General features: G+C 44.1%; 20 protein-coding genes. 2 read left to right on the forward strand and 18 right to left on the reverse strand.

What is annotated here, in order from left to right:
* Positions 1-11: 11 nt before the first annotated feature.
* Genes rplI through JOC33_RS05270 form a run of 3 tightly spaced genes read right to left on the reverse strand, consistent with a single transcriptional unit; the run spans position 12 to position 3,411 of the window.
* Positions 12-458, reverse strand: a complete 447-nt coding sequence (gene rplI / locus JOC33_RS05260; RefSeq protein ID WP_205091400.1) for a 50S ribosomal protein L9 — start codon at positions 456-458, stop codon at positions 12-14.
* Positions 455-2,431: a DHH family phosphoesterase gene (locus JOC33_RS05265; RefSeq protein WP_205091401.1), complete on the reverse strand. Its 1,977-nt coding sequence runs from the start codon at positions 2,429-2,431 to the stop codon at positions 455-457. The genes rplI and JOC33_RS05265 overlap by 4 nt, the downstream gene beginning before the upstream one ends.
* Before the next feature lie 35 nt (positions 2,432-2,466).
* Positions 2,467-3,411: a YybS family protein gene (locus JOC33_RS05270; protein ID WP_205091402.1), complete on the reverse strand. Its 945-nt coding sequence runs from the start codon at positions 3,409-3,411 to the stop codon at positions 2,467-2,469.
* 195 nt (positions 3,412-3,606) lie between these two features.
* Here JOC33_RS05270 and JOC33_RS05275 point away from each other — a divergent pair, with 195 nt between their 5' ends.
* Positions 3,607-4,422, forward strand: a complete 816-nt coding sequence (locus JOC33_RS05275) for a histidinol-phosphatase HisJ family protein (RefSeq protein ID WP_205091403.1) — start codon at positions 3,607-3,609, stop codon at positions 4,420-4,422.
* A 252-nt stretch (positions 4,423-4,674) separates the two neighbouring features.
* On the opposite strand, the gene serA is transcribed toward JOC33_RS05275, so the two are convergent.
* The 9 genes from serA to JOC33_RS05320 form a co-directional block, all read right to left on the reverse strand.
* Positions 4,675-6,261 (reverse strand): phosphoglycerate dehydrogenase, encoded by a 1,587-nt coding sequence (serA, locus tag JOC33_RS05280; protein WP_205091404.1) that lies wholly within the window; start codon positions 6,259-6,261, stop codon positions 4,675-4,677.
* Positions 6,258-7,415 carry a pyridoxal-phosphate-dependent aminotransferase family protein gene (locus JOC33_RS05285; RefSeq protein ID WP_205091405.1) on the reverse strand — a complete coding sequence of 386 codons (1,158 nt, stop codon included), beginning with the start codon at positions 7,413-7,415 and terminating at the stop codon, positions 6,258-6,260. Before JOC33_RS05285 ends, serA begins: the two co-directional genes overlap by 4 nt.
* A 354-nt stretch (positions 7,416-7,769) precedes the next feature.
* Entirely contained in the window at positions 7,770-7,997 is a 228-nt protein-coding gene (gene rpsR, locus JOC33_RS05290) for a 30S ribosomal protein S18 (RefSeq protein ID WP_028784459.1), read from the reverse strand.
* 24 nt (positions 7,998-8,021) lie between these two features.
* A complete protein-coding gene (gene ssb, locus JOC33_RS05295; RefSeq protein WP_205091406.1) occupies positions 8,022-8,501 on the reverse strand; it encodes a single-stranded DNA-binding protein in 480 nt (159 codons plus the stop codon).
* A 12-nt stretch (positions 8,502-8,513) separates the two neighbouring features.
* Positions 8,514-8,804, reverse strand: a complete 291-nt coding sequence (gene rpsF / locus JOC33_RS05300; RefSeq protein ID WP_205091407.1) for a 30S ribosomal protein S6 — start codon at positions 8,802-8,804, stop codon at positions 8,514-8,516.
* Between the two features lie 145 nt (positions 8,805-8,949).
* Positions 8,950-10,050, reverse strand: a complete 1,101-nt coding sequence (gene ychF, locus JOC33_RS05305) for a redox-regulated ATPase YchF (protein WP_205091408.1) — start codon at positions 10,048-10,050, stop codon at positions 8,950-8,952.
* A gap of 202 nt (positions 10,051-10,252) precedes the next feature.
* Positions 10,253-10,450 carry a DUF951 family protein gene (locus tag JOC33_RS05310; protein ID WP_205091409.1) on the reverse strand — a complete coding sequence of 66 codons (198 nt, stop codon included), beginning with the start codon at positions 10,448-10,450 and terminating at the stop codon, positions 10,253-10,255.
* A gap of 11 nt (positions 10,451-10,461) precedes the next feature.
* On the reverse strand, positions 10,462-11,349 hold the full coding sequence (locus JOC33_RS05315) for a mechanosensitive ion channel family protein (RefSeq protein ID WP_205091410.1): 888 nt from the start codon (positions 11,347-11,349) through the stop codon (positions 10,462-10,464).
* Positions 11,350-11,382: 33 nt separating this feature from the next.
* A complete protein-coding gene (locus JOC33_RS05320; RefSeq protein WP_205091411.1) occupies positions 11,383-12,405 on the reverse strand; it encodes a YkvI family membrane protein in 1,023 nt (340 codons plus the stop codon).
* Between the two features lie 94 nt (positions 12,406-12,499).
* Here JOC33_RS05320 and yyaC point away from each other — a divergent pair, with 94 nt between their 5' ends.
* On the forward strand, positions 12,500-13,096 hold the full coding sequence (gene yyaC / locus JOC33_RS05325; protein WP_205091412.1) for a spore protease YyaC: 597 nt from the start codon (positions 12,500-12,502) through the stop codon (positions 13,094-13,096).
* 637 nt (positions 13,097-13,733) lie between these two features.
* Here yyaC and JOC33_RS05330 read toward each other — a convergent pair.
* From JOC33_RS05330 to rsmG, 6 genes are all read right to left on the reverse strand, one after another.
* Entirely contained in the window at positions 13,734-14,774 is a 1,041-nt protein-coding gene (locus JOC33_RS05330; protein ID WP_205091413.1) for a phosphotransferase enzyme family protein, read from the reverse strand.
* Between the two features lie 121 nt (positions 14,775-14,895).
* Complete coding sequence (locus JOC33_RS05335) at positions 14,896-15,600, reverse strand: DUF554 domain-containing protein (protein WP_205091414.1); 705 nt, start codon at positions 15,598-15,600, stop codon at positions 14,896-14,898.
* Positions 15,601-15,671: 71 nt separating this feature from the next.
* Positions 15,672-16,517: a ParB/RepB/Spo0J family partition protein gene (locus JOC33_RS05340; RefSeq protein ID WP_205091415.1), complete on the reverse strand. Its 846-nt coding sequence runs from the start codon at positions 16,515-16,517 to the stop codon at positions 15,672-15,674.
* Entirely contained in the window at positions 16,498-17,271 is a 774-nt protein-coding gene (locus JOC33_RS05345) for a ParA family protein (protein WP_205091416.1), read from the reverse strand. Before JOC33_RS05345 ends, JOC33_RS05340 begins: the two co-directional genes overlap by 20 nt.
* Positions 17,272-17,475: 204 nt before the next feature.
* On the reverse strand, positions 17,476-18,345 hold the full coding sequence (gene noc / locus JOC33_RS05350; RefSeq protein ID WP_205091417.1) for a nucleoid occlusion protein: 870 nt from the start codon (positions 18,343-18,345) through the stop codon (positions 17,476-17,478).
* Between the two features lie 290 nt (positions 18,346-18,635).
* Positions 18,636-19,352 (reverse strand): 16S rRNA (guanine(527)-N(7))-methyltransferase RsmG, encoded by a 717-nt coding sequence (gene rsmG / locus JOC33_RS05355; protein WP_205091418.1) that lies wholly within the window; start codon positions 19,350-19,352, stop codon positions 18,636-18,638.
* Positions 19,353-19,368: the final 16 nt, after the last annotated feature.

Genomic DNA, 19,368 nt, shown 5'->3' on the forward strand with positions numbered 1-19,368 from the left:
TAAAGAAAAGCTCATGCTTCTTCCACGTGTACCTTGATGGTACCTGTCACTTCTGGATGCAATTTCACTGGTACATTCGTGTAACCGAGGGAACGGATCGGCTCGTCCAGTTCAATTTTACGTTTGTCGATTTTAATTTTATGGGTTTTCTTCAGTTCATCTGCGATTTGTTTGCTCGTGATAGAACCGAATAATCGTCCGGCGTCTCCTGATTTTGCTGTCAGCTTCACTTCCAGCTTTCCCAGGGTGTCTTTCAGTTGTTCTGCTTCTTCCAGTTCTTCCTGCTCCAGCTGCTTTTCTTTATTTTTTTTCGCCTGCAGTTCTTTCATATTTCCTGTTGTGGCTTCTTTTGCAAGATTATTTTTTAACAGGTAGTTGCGGGCGTACCCGTCTGAAACGTTCTTCACTTCCCCTTTTTTCCCTTTGCCTTTGACATCTTGTGTGAAAATAACCTTCATTCTGGTGATCCCCCTTCAAAATATTCATCGATGATATCTTCAAGCAACGCCTTTGCATCGCTGATGGTTGTATCCTCCAGTTGCGTCGCCGCGTTCGTCAAATGGCCGCCCCCGTTCATCCGCTCCATGATAACCTGCACGTTTACATCGCCAAGTGACCGCGCGCTGATCCCGATTCTTCCGTCCTTCCGTTCCGATATGACAAAGGAAGCGACAATACCGCTCATCGTCAGCAGCGTATCAGCTGCCTGAGCGATCAGCACAGGGCCATAGGTTTCCCCTTCAGCTCCAGCAGAGATGGCCACACCATCGCGGTACACCTCCGCTTTTTCAATCAAATGACTTCTCCTGACGTACACATCCAAGTCTTCTTTTAAGAATTTCTGGACAAGGACGGTATCGGCACCCTTTGAACGTAAATAGGAGGCAGCATCAAACGTACGCGACCCGGTTCTTAATGTAAAGCTTTTGGTATCGACAATGATGCCGGAAAGCAAAGCAGTCGCTTCCAGCATGGTCAGCTTCAGTTTTTTCGGCTGGTATTCAAGAAGCTCGGTAACTAGTTCGGCAGTGGAAGAAGCATATGGTTCCATATAAACAAGTGTCGGGTCGGCAATGAATTCCTCCGCTCTCCGATGATGGTCGATGACTACCACATGCTCGGTACGCTCCAGCAGCTTTTCTTCGACAACCATGGAAGGCTTATGGGTATCTACCACTACGAGCAGTGTTTCATTATTGACCATTTCCAGTGCGTCTTCCGGAGAAATGAAGTTCGACCACAACTCCTCATCTTCTTTTACTTCTTCAATCATCTTATCGACACCTGTATCGATTTCATCTTCATCCAATACGATGAAGCCCTGCTTATCATTGGCCTGAGCGATTTTCAGAATACCGATAGAAGCCCCGACAGCATCCATATCGGGCGATTTGTGCCCCATGATCAATACACGGTCACTTTCCTTGACTAGTTCTTTCATTGCGTGGGAAATGACTCTGGCACGGACACGGGTTCTTTTTTCCATTGGATTGGTCTTACCGCCGTAGAAGCGGACTTTTCCTGTATCGTCCTTGATGGCTACCTGGTCGCCGCCACGCCCCAAAGCCAGGTCGAGGCTCGACTGGGCGAGTTCTCCAAGCTCAGGAAGGCTGACAGGGCCAACCCCCGTACCGAGGCTTAAAGTAAGCGGGACATTATGGTCCGAAATCAATTCCCTCACTTCATCAAGTATCTCGAATTTCGATTTTTCTAATTGGTAAAGGATTTCCTGATTCATGACTGCCAGGAAACGCTCTTGTGATGTCCGCTTCAAGTAGATGCCATATTCATTCGACCATTTATTCAAAATCGATGTCACCTGGGAGTTGATATGGCTCTTGGCCGTATCATCCATCCCCTGGGTGATTTCTTCGTAGTTATCAAGAAAAATGATAGCTAAAACGGTCTGTTCATTTTGATAGAGGTTTTGGATTTCCGTCTGTTTCGTCCGATCAAAAAGGTATAAGAGCCGTTCATCCTTTTTGATCATGATCTGGAATTCATAATCATCTATCGTCATCCAGGCTTCTTTTTTGCCCTCTTTGATACTGGTTACCAATTGTTCAGATAACTGTTCCAAAGAATTGCCGACGAGTGTTTCTTCTGCTTCCGTAAATTTATTCATATATGGATTGGCCCATTCGATTTTATAATTTTCACTGAACAGGACGATTCCAAGCGGCATCTCTAATAAAGCTTCCTCGCCGACTTTTTTGACTCGATAGGAAAGCGTCGATATATATTCCTCGGTTTCATTGATCATGTTCTGCTCTGCTCTAATGGTATAGTAAATCGATGCAGCCAAAAGCAGCGTCATCATCAGTCCGAGTTCCCATTGGTAATACCAAATGAAACCGAGCAGCACAATGGAAATCGTATAGATGATCCAAAAGTGCCCACTGATCTTTGGTTTTTTTAATGAATTCGGCATGCATGTCAGCTCCCACTATCAATATCAAACCATCATCATTTTCCTTTAATGCGTTCACGTAACGAAAATCCTATATCAATTATACCTAATATCCTGATTAGATAAAGTAGAAGTCCTGGAAAAAGTATTGTTATAACTACTGATATGATTGGCACTGCCTTGGATAGCTTCTTTACATAAGCATAATAGAAGATGAATGCAAAGCCTTGCAAAGCAATCAGCAATCCTGTGACGATGAAAATATTCAATCCTGCGATATAAATCATATTATCACTTTCGGTAAACATCCATGAAGCAATCATTCCAAGAAAATAATACCAAAGTACGGCAGTCGGAAGCTTGTAATTCCTGAACTTGGTAAAATGGAAGTTCTGCTGATCAATCCGGTTAATGATTTTATAGCCGATCCACTGGCTGAGAAAAGCCATGGCGATACCCATGATGGCAAACAGGCTTGGAATGATATCCGGGAACTGCCTGATCTGTTCTCGAAGGGCCTGAAGCTGCTCATCGGATGTTTCGCTTGAGCCCATAAAATTTTTCATCATCTGCTCTGTCATGGAAAAGGACTCATCGAGCAGTGTACGAATTTCTTCGATCCAATTAATATCAAATAACAGCTGTGTGATCAAAAACAGGGAAACGATGCCGAGCGTAAATCCGACCGTCCCTGCCGCCCACGTTTCATAAGCTGAACGCTTCCGATGCATCGCTGCACCGACGAATAACCCGCCTGAGCCGATCATCAGTGTCACCGGCAGGGAATAAATGGTTGCAAATAAAGATGATAAAATCGCTGCCACTATCAGCATGGTAAGACCCGGCTTCCATCCATGCCGGTAACTATATAGGATAAACGGAACGGGTAATACAAAAAATACCACCGCTCCAATAAACGGGACAAAAACGTTTATCAATAACAATATCAGATAAAGCCCTGTCATTAAAGCCCCTTCCGTAATCTGTCTGGAACCCATCATTTTCCAATACACCTCGTTTTTCTCTCTGTTTCAAACCCTTTTCCTGGGGCTGTAATCTTTCTCCATTAATAAGTACCACTTAATTTTAACATGTTTGGGCAAAGGAGAATAAGAATTTATCCTTCATCCTTTGCCGAGACTCTGATAGTCTGATATGATAAGTCAAAATCAGCGAGCAGATAGGGGAGAAATCATATGCGTACTGACTATCACGTACATATGCACGAAACTGGGGACTTTTCGACAGACTACCTTAGGGAATATTTAAAAAAAGCAAAAGAAGAAGGCATTGAGGAGCTTGGAATTTCCGAGCATGCCTATTTCTTTAATGAAACGAACAGCATTTTGACCAACCCCTGGGTCGACAATCGGAGAGGACTTGCTTTCAAAGATTACCAGGCCTTATTCGACAAAGCAGAAGAAGAAGGTCTTTCCGTCAAAATGGGGATTGAAATGGATTATACTCCTGGAAAAGAAGCGGAAATGGAAAAATTCATCAATGCCCATCCCTTCGATTATGTCATCGGTTCTGTCCATTGGATTGGGGAGTGGGGAATCGATTTGGCAACCTTCCGGGAAGAGTATGAGAAAAGGGATATAAATGAAGCCTACCGCCTTTACTTCGATCAGGTCGTCACCCTTGCTGAATCCCGACTGTTCGATTTTGTCGGCCACATTGACTTGATCAAAATCTTTTCCTACTGGCCAGACGACGAGGAATTTTTGCATGCCCAATATGATCGCGCCGTACAAGCACTTGCAGCGTCCGGCACCTGCATCGAAATAAGTACCGCCGGGCTTCGGAAACCGGTCGGAAGGATTTACCCGGAACCATTGTTATTGAAAAAATGCTATGAAGCTGGTGTGGGAATCGTATTATGTTCTGATGCTCATAAACCGGACCATATCGGGTACCAATATGACAAAGCTGTTGAACTAGCAAAATGGGCCGGATACGATGAACTGCAGGTATTTACTCAGCGCACGGCCAGAACAGTACCTCTGGACTAATAACTAAAGCGTAAGCGCCTTGCTCAACCCCGACCAGCTTAAGCCAAGCCTCGCCGTGGCGCTCTTTGCCACAGAGAGGATCGGCTTAAGACTTCGAGGGGGTAGGCGCTGGAGCTGGACGAAATCGTCTCCGAAAGGTTATCCACTACCATGCATTTTTATATTAACCCTTTAACAAAGTTAAACTTTATTAAAGTGTAAAAGATCCCCCATAACCAGGAAGTTTAAAACTTCTGGCTATGGGGGATTATTTTATAGCTTTAAGCTATGAACCTGACGTATCTCTTCCATTTGGTTGATTTTTTCCATACACGGCTCATCGAGCTGTTTATCGACAGACAACACCATCACCGCATGCCCGCCGAGATCAGTCCTCCCAACCTGCATGGTTGCAATATTGACATTATCCTCGGCAAGAAGGTTCCCAACTTTACCGATGGCACCAGGCTTATCATGGTGACGGATAACGACAAGATTCCCCGAAGGCTGGACGTCAACGGAATACTGATCCAGCTTGACGATTCTTGGGCCGAGCCCGTTGAGCAGAGTTCCTGAAACCGATCGGGTTTCTTCGTTGGTCTGGATTTCAACGGTAATCAGGTTCGTGAAACCTCTGGAGTGTGTCGTTTTATGTTCTTCGATGATGATACTGCGATCACTTGCTGCCATGAATGCATTGACTTCATTAATCCGTGCACCCAGATGGAGTCTCAGAATACCTTTAACCGTGTTTCGAGTTAGAGGGGAAACCTCATTATCCACCAGCTCACCAGCATAATAAATGTTGATTTTCTCAAGCACCCCACGAGTCAAACGAGAGATGAACTGGCCTAGCTTTTCTGTCAAAGAAAAATAAGGGGACAATTCCTCCATCACTTCCGGGGAGAAGGAAGCGATATTGACAGGGTTGCGGGCATTTTTATCATGAAGAATATCCACGATATCTTTGCTCACGTCAATGGCTACATTCTCCTGGGCTTCGATTGTACTCGCGCCTAAATGAGGCGTAGCAATTACCTGATCAAGTTCAAACAGCTTATGTCCAATCGCTGGTTCGTTTTCGAATACATCCAATGCCGCCCCTGCAATTTGGCCTTCTTTTAATGCTTCATAAAGGGCATCTTCATCGATAATACCACCGCGGGCACAGTTGATGATCCTTGCAGTCGGCTTCATTATTTCCAAGGCTTCACGGTCAATCAAATGCCTTGTTTCTTCAATCAATGGCGTATGGACGGTGATAAAATCCGCCGCTTTTAATACATCTTCGACTGTACCGAAGTCGATGCCTAATTTCTGTGCTTTTTCTTCTGTCAAAAATGGGTCATAACCGATCACTTTCATCCGCTGGCCTTTCGCTCGTAAGGCTACTTCCCGGCCAATCCTGCCCATTCCGATAACTCCAAGGGTTTTATCCTTCAGTTCGACACCGACCATGGATTTCCGTTCCCATTTGTCGTTTTTTAACAGACTGTATGCCTGGGGAATATTCCGCGCTAACGCCATAAGCATTGCCATGGAATGCTCTGCAGCAGAAATTGTGTTGCCATCAGGAGCATTGACAACAATGACTCCATGCTCTGTAGCAGCATCCAGATCAATATTGTCCACTCCAACACCAGCCCGGCCGATCACTTTCAGGTTATCTGCCTTTTCGACAATTTCCCGGGAAATACGTGTCTGGCTGCGCACAATTAAACCATCCACGTCTGCCAGTTTTTCTAGCAGCTCCTCATAATTCATTCCCGGAGTATTGATCACTTCAATATCTTCCGCTTCAAATAACGGCGCCAGACCTTCTTCGCTTAACGGGTCACAAATTAAAACACGAAAACTCATTCTCCGCTTACCCCTTTCCAAACTTTCTCTGCTGCTGCTACACCACTGCCAGGGTCGATGTTCTTTCCAACCTGCTGTAAACCGGATTCCAGTATGCCAATGATTTGCAGTACATCAGCGGGAAGGCAATATCCCATATGCCCGATGCGGAATATTTTTCCTTTCAAATGCTGCTGACCGCCGGCAAGTAACAAGCCGAATGAGCCGTGAACGTTTTTACGAAGTTCTTCGGGATCAAAATCATCTGGTTTTACCGAAGTCACAGTAGGAGAGCCAGCTTCATCGACTGTAAGTAATGGCACATCTAACGCCCTTAAAGCAGCCCTCGTCATATCCCGAAGTAACAAATGGCGTTCATGGATATTTTCAAGGCCTTCCTCATGCTGGATATTCAATACTTCCTCCAAGCCCATCAATAAAGAGAGAGCAGGTGTAAATGGCGTTTGATGGTCTTTCCACTTACTGCGGTATTTACGTAAATCCAGATAAAAACGTGGACGTTCGGTCTCCTCGATTGTCTTCCATCCTTTTGCACTTGCTGCAAAAAATGCTAATCCAGCCGGCAGCATCATCGCTTTTTGAGAACCTGAAACAAGTACATCAATTCCGTCCCGTTTGATGTTAATGTCGACGCCTCCGACAGAAGATACACCATCAACAATCACCAGTGCGTCCGATTGCTCACGGACTTTTTCAGCAATCTTTTGGACAGGGTTCAATACACCGGTAGAGGTCTCACAATGCGTGATAAAGACAGCTTTGATACCAGGGTGTCCCTCCAGGAATTTTTCTACTTTTGCAGGGTCCGCTGCAGTTCCCCATTCCATCTCAATTTTATGAGTCTTCACCTGATATGCGTCACAAATGCTTGCGAATCTGGCTCCAAAGGCTCCAGTCACCAGGACAAGCACCTCATCTCCTGCCTCGGTCGTATTAACAACAGCAGCCTCCAATGCCGATGTACCGCTTCCGGTCAAAACGATCACATCTTCATCCGCTCCGAATACCGGATTCAGCTTTGGGGCAATCCGCTGCAACAGGTCTTTGCATTTTTGACTGCGGTGGCCAATCATCGGCTGGGACATGGCACGATCTACCCGGGGAGGTATGGGTGTAGGTCCAGGTATGCGCAGAATTTCCTCATGGACTTGCATCGTCATTCTCCTTTCCATATGTAGACTTAAAATTTGCTTCAATGGTTTCCTTTACTAAAGTGAATATTCCCTATCGTAACAAACCTTTTCCGATTGTCAATAAATTCTTACTATTTCTCCAACGGCCCTAAAAATGCGAAACAGCCGCTTTCCCTTTCATGGTTTCATAGGAAACGCTTACAAGTAAATTAGAAAAAATCGGATACAATCGTCCTTCGGTGAATGCTTTATACGAAGAACTTAAAAATTTTAACTATGGCGGGAGGTTTCTTTGTAAAATTTATACTTTTTGAATGCATAAAAAAACTCGGATGAAAGGAATGCACCTCTCATCCGAGTTCCGGTAGAAATCAATTACTCAGTAACATATGGCAAAAGAGCCATTGTACGAGCACGTTTGATTGCTTTAGTCAATTTACGTTGATATTTAGCAGAAGTTCCAGTTACGCGGCGAGGAAGAATTTTTCCACGCTCGGAAACGAAACGTCTTAGTAGATCAACATCTTTATAGTCAATGTGTGTAATACCGTTCGATGTGAAGAAACACACTTTCCTGCGCTTTGCGCGACCACGACGTGCCATAGGTGATTCCCTCCTTGCTATTGTTTAGAATGGTAGATCATCGTCTGATATATCAATTGGTTCCCCTTGATCTGCGAAGGGGTCTTCATTGTTGTTATTATTCTGGTTCGACCTGAAGTCGTTTTGTTGGCGATTCTGATTTTGCTGGAATCCAGATGAACCTTGTCCTCCCCCTTGGGAAGAACCTTTTGTTTCTAAGAACTGTACACTGTCTGCGACGACTTCGGTGACAAACACCCGCTTGCCTTCCTGGTTATCAAAGCTGCGGGATTGCAGCCTTCCATCGACACCTACGAGGCTTCCTTTATTCATGAAGTTCGCGAGGTTCTCGGCAGCGCGTCTCCAAACGACACAGTTGATGAAGTCAGCGTCACGTTCACCTTGCTGGTTCGAAAAAGGTCGATTGACAGCAATGGTGAAATTGGCGACTGCCACCCCGTTTGGTGTATAGCGTAGGTCCGGATCCCTCGTTAATCTGCCGACTAATACGACACGATTTAACATCAGAATCACTCCTTATTGATCATCTTCGCGTACAGCAATATGACGGATAATGTCATCAGAGAACTTTGCTTGACGATCAAATTCATTGATAGCTTCACGATCGCCTTTGAAATTGATGGTTACATAGATACCGTCACGGTAGTCGTTGATTTCATAAGCAAGACGGCGCTTACCAAGCTCTTCGACTTTTTCTACCTCCGCACCATTGTCAGTCAGGATACCACTGAAGCGTTCAACGAGTGACGCTTTAGCTTCCTCCTCAATGTTTGGGCGGATGATGTACATGATTTCGTAATCTCTCATCCGTTTTCACCTCCTTATGGACTTAGCGGCTCCTTCTCTATCAAAGGAGCAAGGAGTAATTTATCGTTAATTACTCACAATGTTGTATTATATCAAATAGCAACTAAAAAAACAACACTATTTAACGGGGAAACGGAATCTACGCTTATACGTTGAAACGGAAGTGGATGACATCCCCATCTTTGACCAGGTAGTCCTTCCCTTCCAGCCGGACTTTCCCTTTTTCACGGGCAGCGCCCATCGTTCCAGCTTCGACGAGGTCTTCATAGGAAACGGTTTCTGCACGGATGAAACCACGCTCGAAGTCTGTATGGATGATACCGGCAGCTTGCGGCGCTTTCATCCCGAGGGTGAACGTCCAGGCACGGACTTCTTGTTCTCCGGCAGTGAAATAGGTTGCCAGTCCGAGAAGGTTGTACGTCGCTTTGATCAGCTGGTCCAATCCGGATTCTTCGATGCCGAGGTCATCTAGAAACTCCTGTTTCTCTTCTCCATCCAATTCTGCAATTTCTGATTCTATTTTGGCACAGACGACGATTACTTCTGCATTCTCCTTGGCAGCAAACTCGCGGATTTTTTCGACTTGCGGGTTTTCTGTATCGGTTCCAATTTCATCTTCACTGACATTCGCTACATAAAGGATCGGCTTGATTGTCAACAGATGCAATCCTTTGACGATTTTCAGCTGCTCGTCTGTAAAGTCGATGGCGCGGGCCGGTTTTTCTTCTTCGAACGCATCCTTCAATTTGGTTAATACGTCGTATTCCGCAACGGCTTCTTTATCTTTCTGGCGGGCCATTTTAGCTACACGGTCCATCCGCTTCGTCACAGTTTCCAAGTCTGCGAGAATCAATTCCAGGTTAATGGTTTCGATGTCGCTGATTGGGTCGACTTGTCCGGAAACATGGGTGATGTTCTCATCCTGGAAAGCACGGACGACGTGACAGATAGCATCCACCTGTCGGATATGGGAAAGAAACTGATTACCAAGACCTTCCCCTTTGCTCGCTCCTTTGACGATACCGGCAATATCAGTGAATTCGAATGCGGTCGGAACGGTTTTTTTCGGCTTGACGAGCTCCGTGAGCTTGTCAAGCCTTGGATCTGGTACTTCCACTATACCGACGTTTGGATCTATGGTACAAAACGGGTAATTAGCAGACTCTGCGCCTGCCTGTGTGATTGCGTTAAACAATGTAGATTTGCCTACGTTGGGCAAACCGACAATTCCTGCTGTTAATGCCATAAAAAACTTCCACTCCTTAAGGATTTACATACATGTACGTTGGTCATCCCAATTATAAGTGACAGACTATAAGAATGACAAGTAAGGTAAAAATAGAAAACAAGGGTATTGTACACCCTTGTTTTCCAAATTTGCCTGGCAGTTTTTAATTTTTTAAAAGATAGACTTTCGTAATTCGACTAAATTTCAATTTTTCTGGGAGTCACGTTTCAGCTCGTTCGACAACACGCTTCATTTTGGTTTCGAAACGACGTCGCGGCAATAAGGTACTGTGATCACATCCAAGGCATTTTATACGGATATCTGCCCCCATACGGATAATTCTCCACCTGTTTTCCCCGCATGGATGCGGTTTCTTCATCTCAACAACATCGTTCATCTGGTAATTCTTATCAGCCACGACGATTCCTCCTATACTTCCACCTTTTGGTCTTTTTCTTGATCATGCCGGGAATACATGACGATTCTAGGGAATGGAATTTCAATGCCTCTTTCATCCAATCGGGTTTTTATTTCTTTACGCAGCATGCGCCCGATCATCCAATGCTGCATGGGATAGGTTTCTGCAATAACGCGCATAATCACTTCCGATGTTCCCAATGCCTGTACCCCAAGTAATTCCGGTGTCGCTATTAAATCTTCATATTTTTCCGGCATTTCGTCCAGTAGTTCCGCTATTATTTTCTCTGCTCTGTCTATGTCCCCTTCATAAGCAATTCTTACATCAACGACAGCGATACTGTTATGAATGGAATAATTGGTGACCTGGGTAATACTTCCGTTCGGAATGATATTCAACTCGCCAGTCCAGCTTTTTATTTTAGACGTACGCAAGCCGATTTCCTCGACAAACCCTTCGACGCCTGACGTTTTCACATAGTCCCCTACAGAAAACTGGTCTTCAAAAATTATAAAGAAGCCAGTAATGACATCACGGACAAGATTCTGGGCACCAAAACCGATGGCAAGTCCAGCAACTCCAGCACCGGCGAGCAGCGGACCTATTTTCAACCCGAAAACTTCCAGAATCATGATGAAGGCTGAGAAATAGACGATATACGTGAGTGTATTCACGACGAGCTTTACTAAGGTGTCCTCACGCCTTCTCGGAATACTGAATGGTCCCCGCCTTCTCCTTCTGAAAAATTGGTTGACACCCTTTTTGGCAAGCTTCACGATTGCGTATGATATCAGCAATATCAGAAGGATTTTTAAAAAGCCTTTCCCGGTGATGACCCAAAGTTCTGGTCCGAATATATATTCACTTGTTTTCTCCCATTGATCCTGAATTATATCCAAACCATTACCTCCTGTTTTTTCCACGTGGTTGAGTTATGAACCCATTTTATATCGATTTAAGATTGGATACAACAGAAGTGATGAGAGAACATATAAATTTAATATTCCGTACAGGGGATAAAGGTACTCGATCAGAGTTGAAAAGCCGAACGAGGTAAACGGAAGCATGAACGCGAGTGCCATCATGGCAAGAATCCAAAGCGGGAGGTTGAGAAGTTCACGGAATCTCGTAACCAGCCCAAGAACCCCGGATGCTGCTGTCGTAAAAATGGCGATCCATAACACGAGCGACATGAACAGGAACATTTCATAGGGGTAATTTTTCAAAATGGCGAACAAAGGAATTTCATATAACAGGATTTCATCAGATATTTGGATGAGACTGTTGTTATAAATATAGGAAATCGCACCAAGTATGAATCCGCTCCCAATACTCGCGACCCAAATTTCACTTTTATGCTTGACTTCGCTGCCTACAGCCCCAAGCACAGCAATAAGCGGAAGGATATTGAGTGCAGTGAAGGGAAAGGCTGCCAGCCAATTTTCCATTTCATGCAGATGGTTGAACAGCGTCAGGTTCTGATTAAATGTAAAAAGGGTAAGGATAAATAATAAACCGATAATCAATACTGGCAGGATGAAACTGTTGATGGAGAGAAGTCCCCGGATATCCCAGATGAAAAGCAAGATCAATGGAATGACAATCGCTAACACACCTATCCTGTAGGAAAAGTTGAATGCCTGCCAAGTAGCACCGCTACCTGCCAGCATAACTACGGTTGTTGTAAAAAGGTAGAGGATGATCATCCAATCATAAATACCGGTCAGCTGCCTGCCGACGATGACACGGAGTACAGGTAAATAATGACTTGCCTTTTTTTCATAGCTGATTGATAGAATCACATAACAACAGATAGAAAACAAAACCGCGAACATTATGATAGCAAGTCCACTTTCATGGCCAAAAAATTGCCACAGCTCCCGCCCGGAAGCATATCCCGCCCCAATTGTCGTACCCATGATCAAGAAAAGCCATTTCATGCCTGATTTCCACATATGTCCGCTCCTCCACCTTCAAAGTATTTTGGCTATGTATAGAATTGAAAAAACTTTTATATACTAATACCAATATGTGTTTGGAGGAAAAGCTATGAATCTTCGGGACAGGTTTTTACTTAAAGAAACACGGCATCTATATTCAGACCCTTCTGTTGTCCGGCAATTAAGTGACCGTCTACTGGAGCTGATTCCTCCAGAACAGGAAATCGTGATCGTATGTATCGGAACAGACCGTTCCACGGGCGATGCTTTCGGTCCATTGGTGGGATCGATGGTAGCTGACCAGAACTTGAAAAATTTCACGGTCTACGGAACGCTTGCCGAACCAGTTCACGCGCTGAACCTAAAAGAAAAATTAGAACAAATCAGAAAAAAGCATGTGCAGCCATTCATCATTGCCGTTGATGCCTGCCTTGGAAAATCGACTTCCATCGGTATGATTACGGTTGCCAAAGGAGCAATTTCACCAGGTGCTGCGATGCAAAAAGATCTCCCTAAGGTCGGTGATGTGGCCGTCAGCGGTATTGTAAATGTGGGTGGTTTCATGGAATATTTTGTACTTCAAAACACTCGTCTGCACACGGTGATAGAGATGGCGGCACGATTATCGCAAGTATTTCGGCGTGTCGACACCAAGTTGAAGCTTCGGAATGGCACAGTCGTTTTTCCCAATATTTCAACAAAATAGACGTAAAAAGCCACTGAACAACTGAACAGTAGTATTAAAAAGGGACTGTCCCATAAGTCTGAAATAGACTTATGGGCAGCCCTTTGTTTTTTATTGATACCGAAAATGTATGGCAGGGAAACGATTCCCTTTCCGCAGGGAAGACGACAAGTCTCCTCGGGCTTCGCCCTGTGGGGCCTCGTCAGCCTTGCCTCTCCTGAAGGAGTCTCATCGTTTCCCTGCCAAAGCTAGCAATCAACAATACAAAAATTCTTCTTTTTTCCATGCGAAAAAAACTACATAGCAAAATCAATTCTTTGTGGTATTTCATTCAAAGAGGCCCTTTTCGTATGTTTCCAAAAGATTTGCCCCATCTATCCCTTCATAAGTTGTACAATGCATTTCGTAATGGTATGAATTCATTTTACAAGAGAAAGAGTGACTTTCTTTTATACTCAAAGAAAATCACTCTTTTTAAATTGATCTCTGTTGATTCCACAATGAGCGATCGGTGGTGACGCCTGCGGGAACAGCGCGAACCGAAGATCCACTTGGTCGAGTGACCTTCTTGACCAAGTTAGCTGAGATCGTGCCCGCGGCAAGCATCCACCGACAAGCGATTCTTAAGAATCATCAAATTTCTTGGGCTTATTTTGTCTTATATAGTCTTTCCGCTTTTTGACTGATGAAGTCTATGGAGAATCTTATCATACGATATTTCTGAAATGAGTTCATTTCGCAGTATGCGTTCCCGGATTTGCCGGACCAGGACGGCTTGTTTTTCATTCAAATTCGCCATATCCCATTTCTTATGAAAGACCGTGTAAAGCACGAAATCGCGCAGCCGTAAAAACAATGGAATTCGTTTGATCCATTCCTGGTCGAGGTGATTTTCCTTCTGGTACCCCTTCAGAAAATGAAACAGAAATTCCTCTCCATAACGGGAGCGAACCTCATAGCTATCATTCCGGTGCTTCCCCCAAACTGGATAATACAGTGGAATCGCAATATCACTTGCATAATAATGATAAGTGGAATCGTCAAAATCGAATACGTGTATTTCTCCGTTTTCATAAAAGAAATTACCGGAATGAAGATCAGAGTGTATGAGACCGAAGCTTTCTTTTGTTTCCGGTAGATCTTTCAATTCGGTGATGAGATCATCCGCCACGGAAATTATTTCACGGTCACGGTCTACATCAAGGTAAACGTTGAACTTAAGTAAATCTTCTTCATCCCATCGTTCTCTCCGGCTATCTCCTGGCTCGTAATCTTTAGTGACCTGATGCATCTTTCCAACGGTTTCTCCCCATTTTTCAAACAGTGCCGGCCCAAACAATGGATCATCCATTTTCACCATGTTCCCTGGAGCTTTTTCAAACAAGCAAACGAAAAAGGCTGTATCAGCGATAGGGATTTCCTCCACAAGACGTCCAGCAGAAGATTCATGGACAAGAGATACGTTGAGTCCTTGGTCATGGAGATGATTGACCCATTGCAATTCCGCTTCTACATCCTGCCTGCTTCGGTGCGACGAGTGGGTAAGGCGTAAAATAAATGGCTGTCCGTCCCTTTGTACTTCAAATACGTAATTCTCAAAGTCACCAAGCTTTTTGGCTTTACTGACATCAGCATGGTATCTCGCAGCAGCTTCGTTCAGAATTTCTTCAGAAAAAAGCACTTCAATCCACTTTTCCATGGTTCCACCTCTTCATTTTTTCATTCAGATGATTATATTCTCTATTGGCCACGTTCTGTCCTTTTTTAAAAGAGATAATTCCATGAAGTTTCCTGTATCTTTATGCCGTTCGCTCATTTGTTTAAAAAAGTTCCATGATATACAGTATGATACCAACGGTGAGTAAGGCAGGCAGCAGGTTGGCCACCCGGATGTTGGTCAGCTTCAATAAATTCAATCCAATGGCAACGATCATCAAACCGCCTGCCGCTGTCATTTCAGTAATAAAGGTATCGAGCATCGCATCAGGAACCCAGTTGGTAATAAAATTAGCCGACAACGCGATCCCTCCCTGATAGAGTACTACTGGAATAACAGAAAATATTACTCCGAATCCAAGGGTGGTCGTCAGGACCAGGGCAACAAAGCCATCTATGATAGATTTGGTTATCAACACTTCATGATCTCCACGAAGTCCACTGTCAAGGGCACCAATCACCGACAATGCGCCAATAACAAAAATCAGGGACGCAGTAATGAACCCCTGGGCGACTGTAGATTGGGACTCTGGGCGGGAAAATTTACTTTCGATCCATTTACCGATCCGTTCCAGTTTATCCTCTAAGTGTGTCCCTTCTCCGATAATGGCTCCAGATAACAGGCTCAAAAGGACGATGACAATATTTTCTGTCTGAAACCCCATTTGAAGACCGATCAAAATGACGGACAAACCTATCCCGTTCATAATCGTTTCTTTATAGCGCTCTGGAATTTTTGTAAAAAATAAGCCGAGCACTGTTCCTGCAATAATACATATCCCATTTACAATCGTACCGAACAAAACCATACTTACAACCCCATCTATGTAATTATAAAAAAGAGCCTGGTTTTAGAGGTTCAACCAGGTCGATGTAGATATTACGATTCGAATTTATTCAAAATTCGTTCAAGATCATCATCTGTAAAAAATTCTATTTCTATTTTCCCTTTTCTTTTTCCACGGTGAATTGTGACTTCCGTACCAAAGTGTTCCCGCAAGGAATTTTCTTTTTCCCGGAGAAAAACATCTTTTTTTGTCGTGCCTTTTCTGGCTTTTTCTTTTCTTTTATTTTCATTCAGCTGGGTGATCAACAGCTCTACTTGCCTGACATTCAAAATTTCTTTCCGGATTTTTTCTGCGACCGGGATAAGCTTTTCTTTGTCTTTTAATCCGAGCAGTGCCCTGCCGTGTCCCATGGATAACTCGCCTGTGTTTATCCATTCGCTGATCTGTGTTGGCAAGGAAAGTAAACGGACAAGGTTAGCGATATGAGACCGGCTTTTTCCTAATCGTTTCGCCAATTGTTCCTGCGTAACACCAAGTTCCCTCATCAAGGTTGCGTAAGCCTGGGCTTCCTCAATAGGGGATAAATCTTCCCGCTGCAGGTTTTCCAGTAAAGCAAGCTCCATCATTTGCTCATCGGTCAGATCGCGGATGACGGCAGGAATCGTTTCTAAACCAGCCTCTCCTGCGGCACGGAACCGTCTTTCACCTACAACTATTTCAAAGCCTTTGATGCTTTTTCGGACAATCAACGGCTGGAGGATGCCATGCTCTTCAATTGATTCCTTCAACTCTTCAATCGCGGATGCATGGAAAGTCTTCCTTGGCTGATATGGATTTGGACGGCATGCTTTGATGGGAATCTCCTGAATCGTTTCTTCTTTTTTCTGCTCCAACTCCGGGAAGAGTGCATTGATGCCTTTACCTAACCCTCTCGCCATTAGCAATCACTTCCTTTGCCAATTCTAAGTAAACCTCAGCACCTCGTGACTTTGCATCATATAAAATAATCGGCTGCCCATGACTGGGAGCCTCACTTAACCGGACATTACGGGGGATGATAGCTCCGTAAACTTTATCCTGAAAGTATTTTTTCACTTCCTCGATCACCTGGATGCCAAGATTTGTGCGTGCATCCAGCATCGTCAGGAGGACACCTTCGATCATCAGTTTTTTATTCAGGTGTTTCTGGACAAGCCGGATGGTATTCAATAGCTGACTTAACCCTTCCAGGGCGTAATATTCGCACTGTACCGGGATGATGACCGCATCGGAAGCTGTCAGTGAATTGATGGTAAGAAGCCCGAGTGAAGGTGGACAATCAATGATGACATAGTCATAATTTTCCTTCACCTCATCAAGTGCCTGCTTCAAGCGTACTTCACGTGAGATCGTTGGAACCAGCTCTATTTCAGCGCCTGCAAGCTGAATTGTAGCAGGAATGACATCCAGGCTTTCGACCATGGTAGGTGTGCACACTTTTTTTGCTCCCAGGTCATCGACCAGTACATTGTAAATGCATTGGTCCATATCCCCCTTATTTATTCCGACTCCGCTGGTCGCGTTGCCCTGTGGATCGATATCAACAAGTAAAACCTTATGATTCAAATATGCGAGACAAGCACTTAAATTCACAGCTGTCGTCGTCTTTCCAACGCCGCCTTTCTGATTGGCGATGGCGATTACTTTCCCCATGATGTCACCTACCTGATTTCTCTTGTTATCTCTATTAATCTTTCCTTTCTAACATAAAAGTTAGCGATGATTCTCTTAGAAAAACTTGGCTTGTCGCCAAGTCCTTATGGCGAAAGCTTTAGTTTTGTTTATCCTTTAACAAAGTTAAACTTTCTTGAAGTGCAAAAAACACCCATCTTTCAAGAAAAGATGGGAGCCTTTAGATTATGATCTTTTCTTAGGTATTTTAATGGTGATTTGGTAATAATCATCGTGATCCTGTTCTTCTGTATCCAGGTTGATACCTGTATCATTCACCATATTTAATGACTGCCGTATGGTATTCATGGCTATACGGATATCTTTATTGACTCCCTTCATGCGGGGCTTCTTTTTAGGCTGCTTTGGTTCTTTTTCCTTTTGGATCCTGTCTTCCGTCTGCTTGACGTTCAGTTGTTTTTCAATGATTTCTCTCAGGATTTTTTCCTGGATTTCCGGGTCTTTGACAGCGATTAACGCGCGGGCATGACGTTCTGTAATTTCCTTATCCATGATTGCCTGTTGGACAACTTCTGGCAGCTTGAGCAGACGCATTTTATTAGCGATCGTCGACTGGCTTTTTCCAAGGCGCTGTGCCAGGGCTTCCTGTGTCAATTCATGGATTTCAATCAAACGGGCATAGGCCATCGCTTCTTCAATGACCGAAAGCTCTTCCCTTTGCAGATTCTCAATCAAAGCTACAGACGCTGTTTCCGCATCATTCATATCACGAAGAATAGCAGGAATCGTTTCCCAACCAAGCGATTGGACAGCTCTCCAGCGCCTTTCCCCTGCGATCAATTCGTAATCCTCTTCATTGAGCTGACGGACAACAATCGGCTGGATCATACCATGGGTGTGTATCGTTTGAGCCAATTCGCTGATTTTTTCATTATTGAATACAGAGCGTGGCTGGTAACGGTTTGGCTGGACACGTTCGACAGGGATCTGAACAACTTCATCAGAATTGATTTCCTTTCCCTCTTGAACCTCAGATGCTTCTTCTTCTTCTGATTTATCTCCCAGGCCAAACAAGCGACTGAAAGGATGTAACATGATCAGACACCACCTTTTTGCGAGCATGCACACTCATATTGAATTTGTTCCACGTGAAACAATCATCTCATATAGAAAAAAGCGCTGCAGAACCTAAAGACTGCTGCGCGTGAGTATGCCTTTTCATTTCCTAATTTATTTTATCATATTTCTCTATCAAAAAGTATCCAACAGATATAATATTTACTATTTTTGTGGAAATTTAGTTTAATAGAAACATAAAAAATCGAAGCACTGCTCTCCCTTTTTCGGCAAGACTGGTGAGACAGCTGCTTCGATTTTTCCTGTTGTTATACTATCGGAGATTTGTTTGGGACCCCTGCTTTTCTTGGATATTTCTTCGGTGTTTTTCTGCGCTTTTCTATGATTGCAATATTTCGTTCACTATTTTCTTCAGGAAGTTCAAACGTGTACACCTGTTTCACGTCTCCTCCGACAGTCTGAATCGCAGGCTTGGCATCCTCGAGTTCTTCTGACAAATTCGGCCCCTTCATTGCCAGGAACAGTCCGCCTTTTTTGACCAGCGGCAGGCACAGTTCACTTAACACAGACATCCTGGCAACAGCACGAGCCATTACAAGATCATAGTTCTCCCGGAATTTTACGTTCTTGCCGAAGCTTTCCGCCCGATCATGATAAAAAGCGACATCGTCCAGTTCTAATTCGTGGGCTAAGTGGTTCAAGAAGGTGATCCGTTTCTTTAAAGAATCGACGATTGTCACTTTCAGCTCGGGAAAAACAATTTTTAGCGGGAGACTTGGAAACCCGGCTCCCGCCCCGACATCGCATATCGTTATCGGTTCAGAAAAATCATGGTAAAAAGCTGCTGTAATGGAGTCATAAAAATGTTTCAAATAGACGCCTTCTTCATCGGTGATTGCAGTAAGATTCATTTTTTCGTTCCATTCGACTAGTATTTCAAAGTAATGGCGAAACTGCTCTTGCTGTTTATCGGTCAGTTCGATTCCTTTTTCTTTTAAGGCATTTAGAAAGGTATGCTTATCCATTGGTCCATCCTTTCCC

The organism is Thalassobacillus pellis (genome assembly GCF_016908295.1).
Classification (GTDB): Bacteria; Bacillota; Bacilli; order Bacillales; family Halobacillaceae; genus Thalassobacillus; species Thalassobacillus pellis.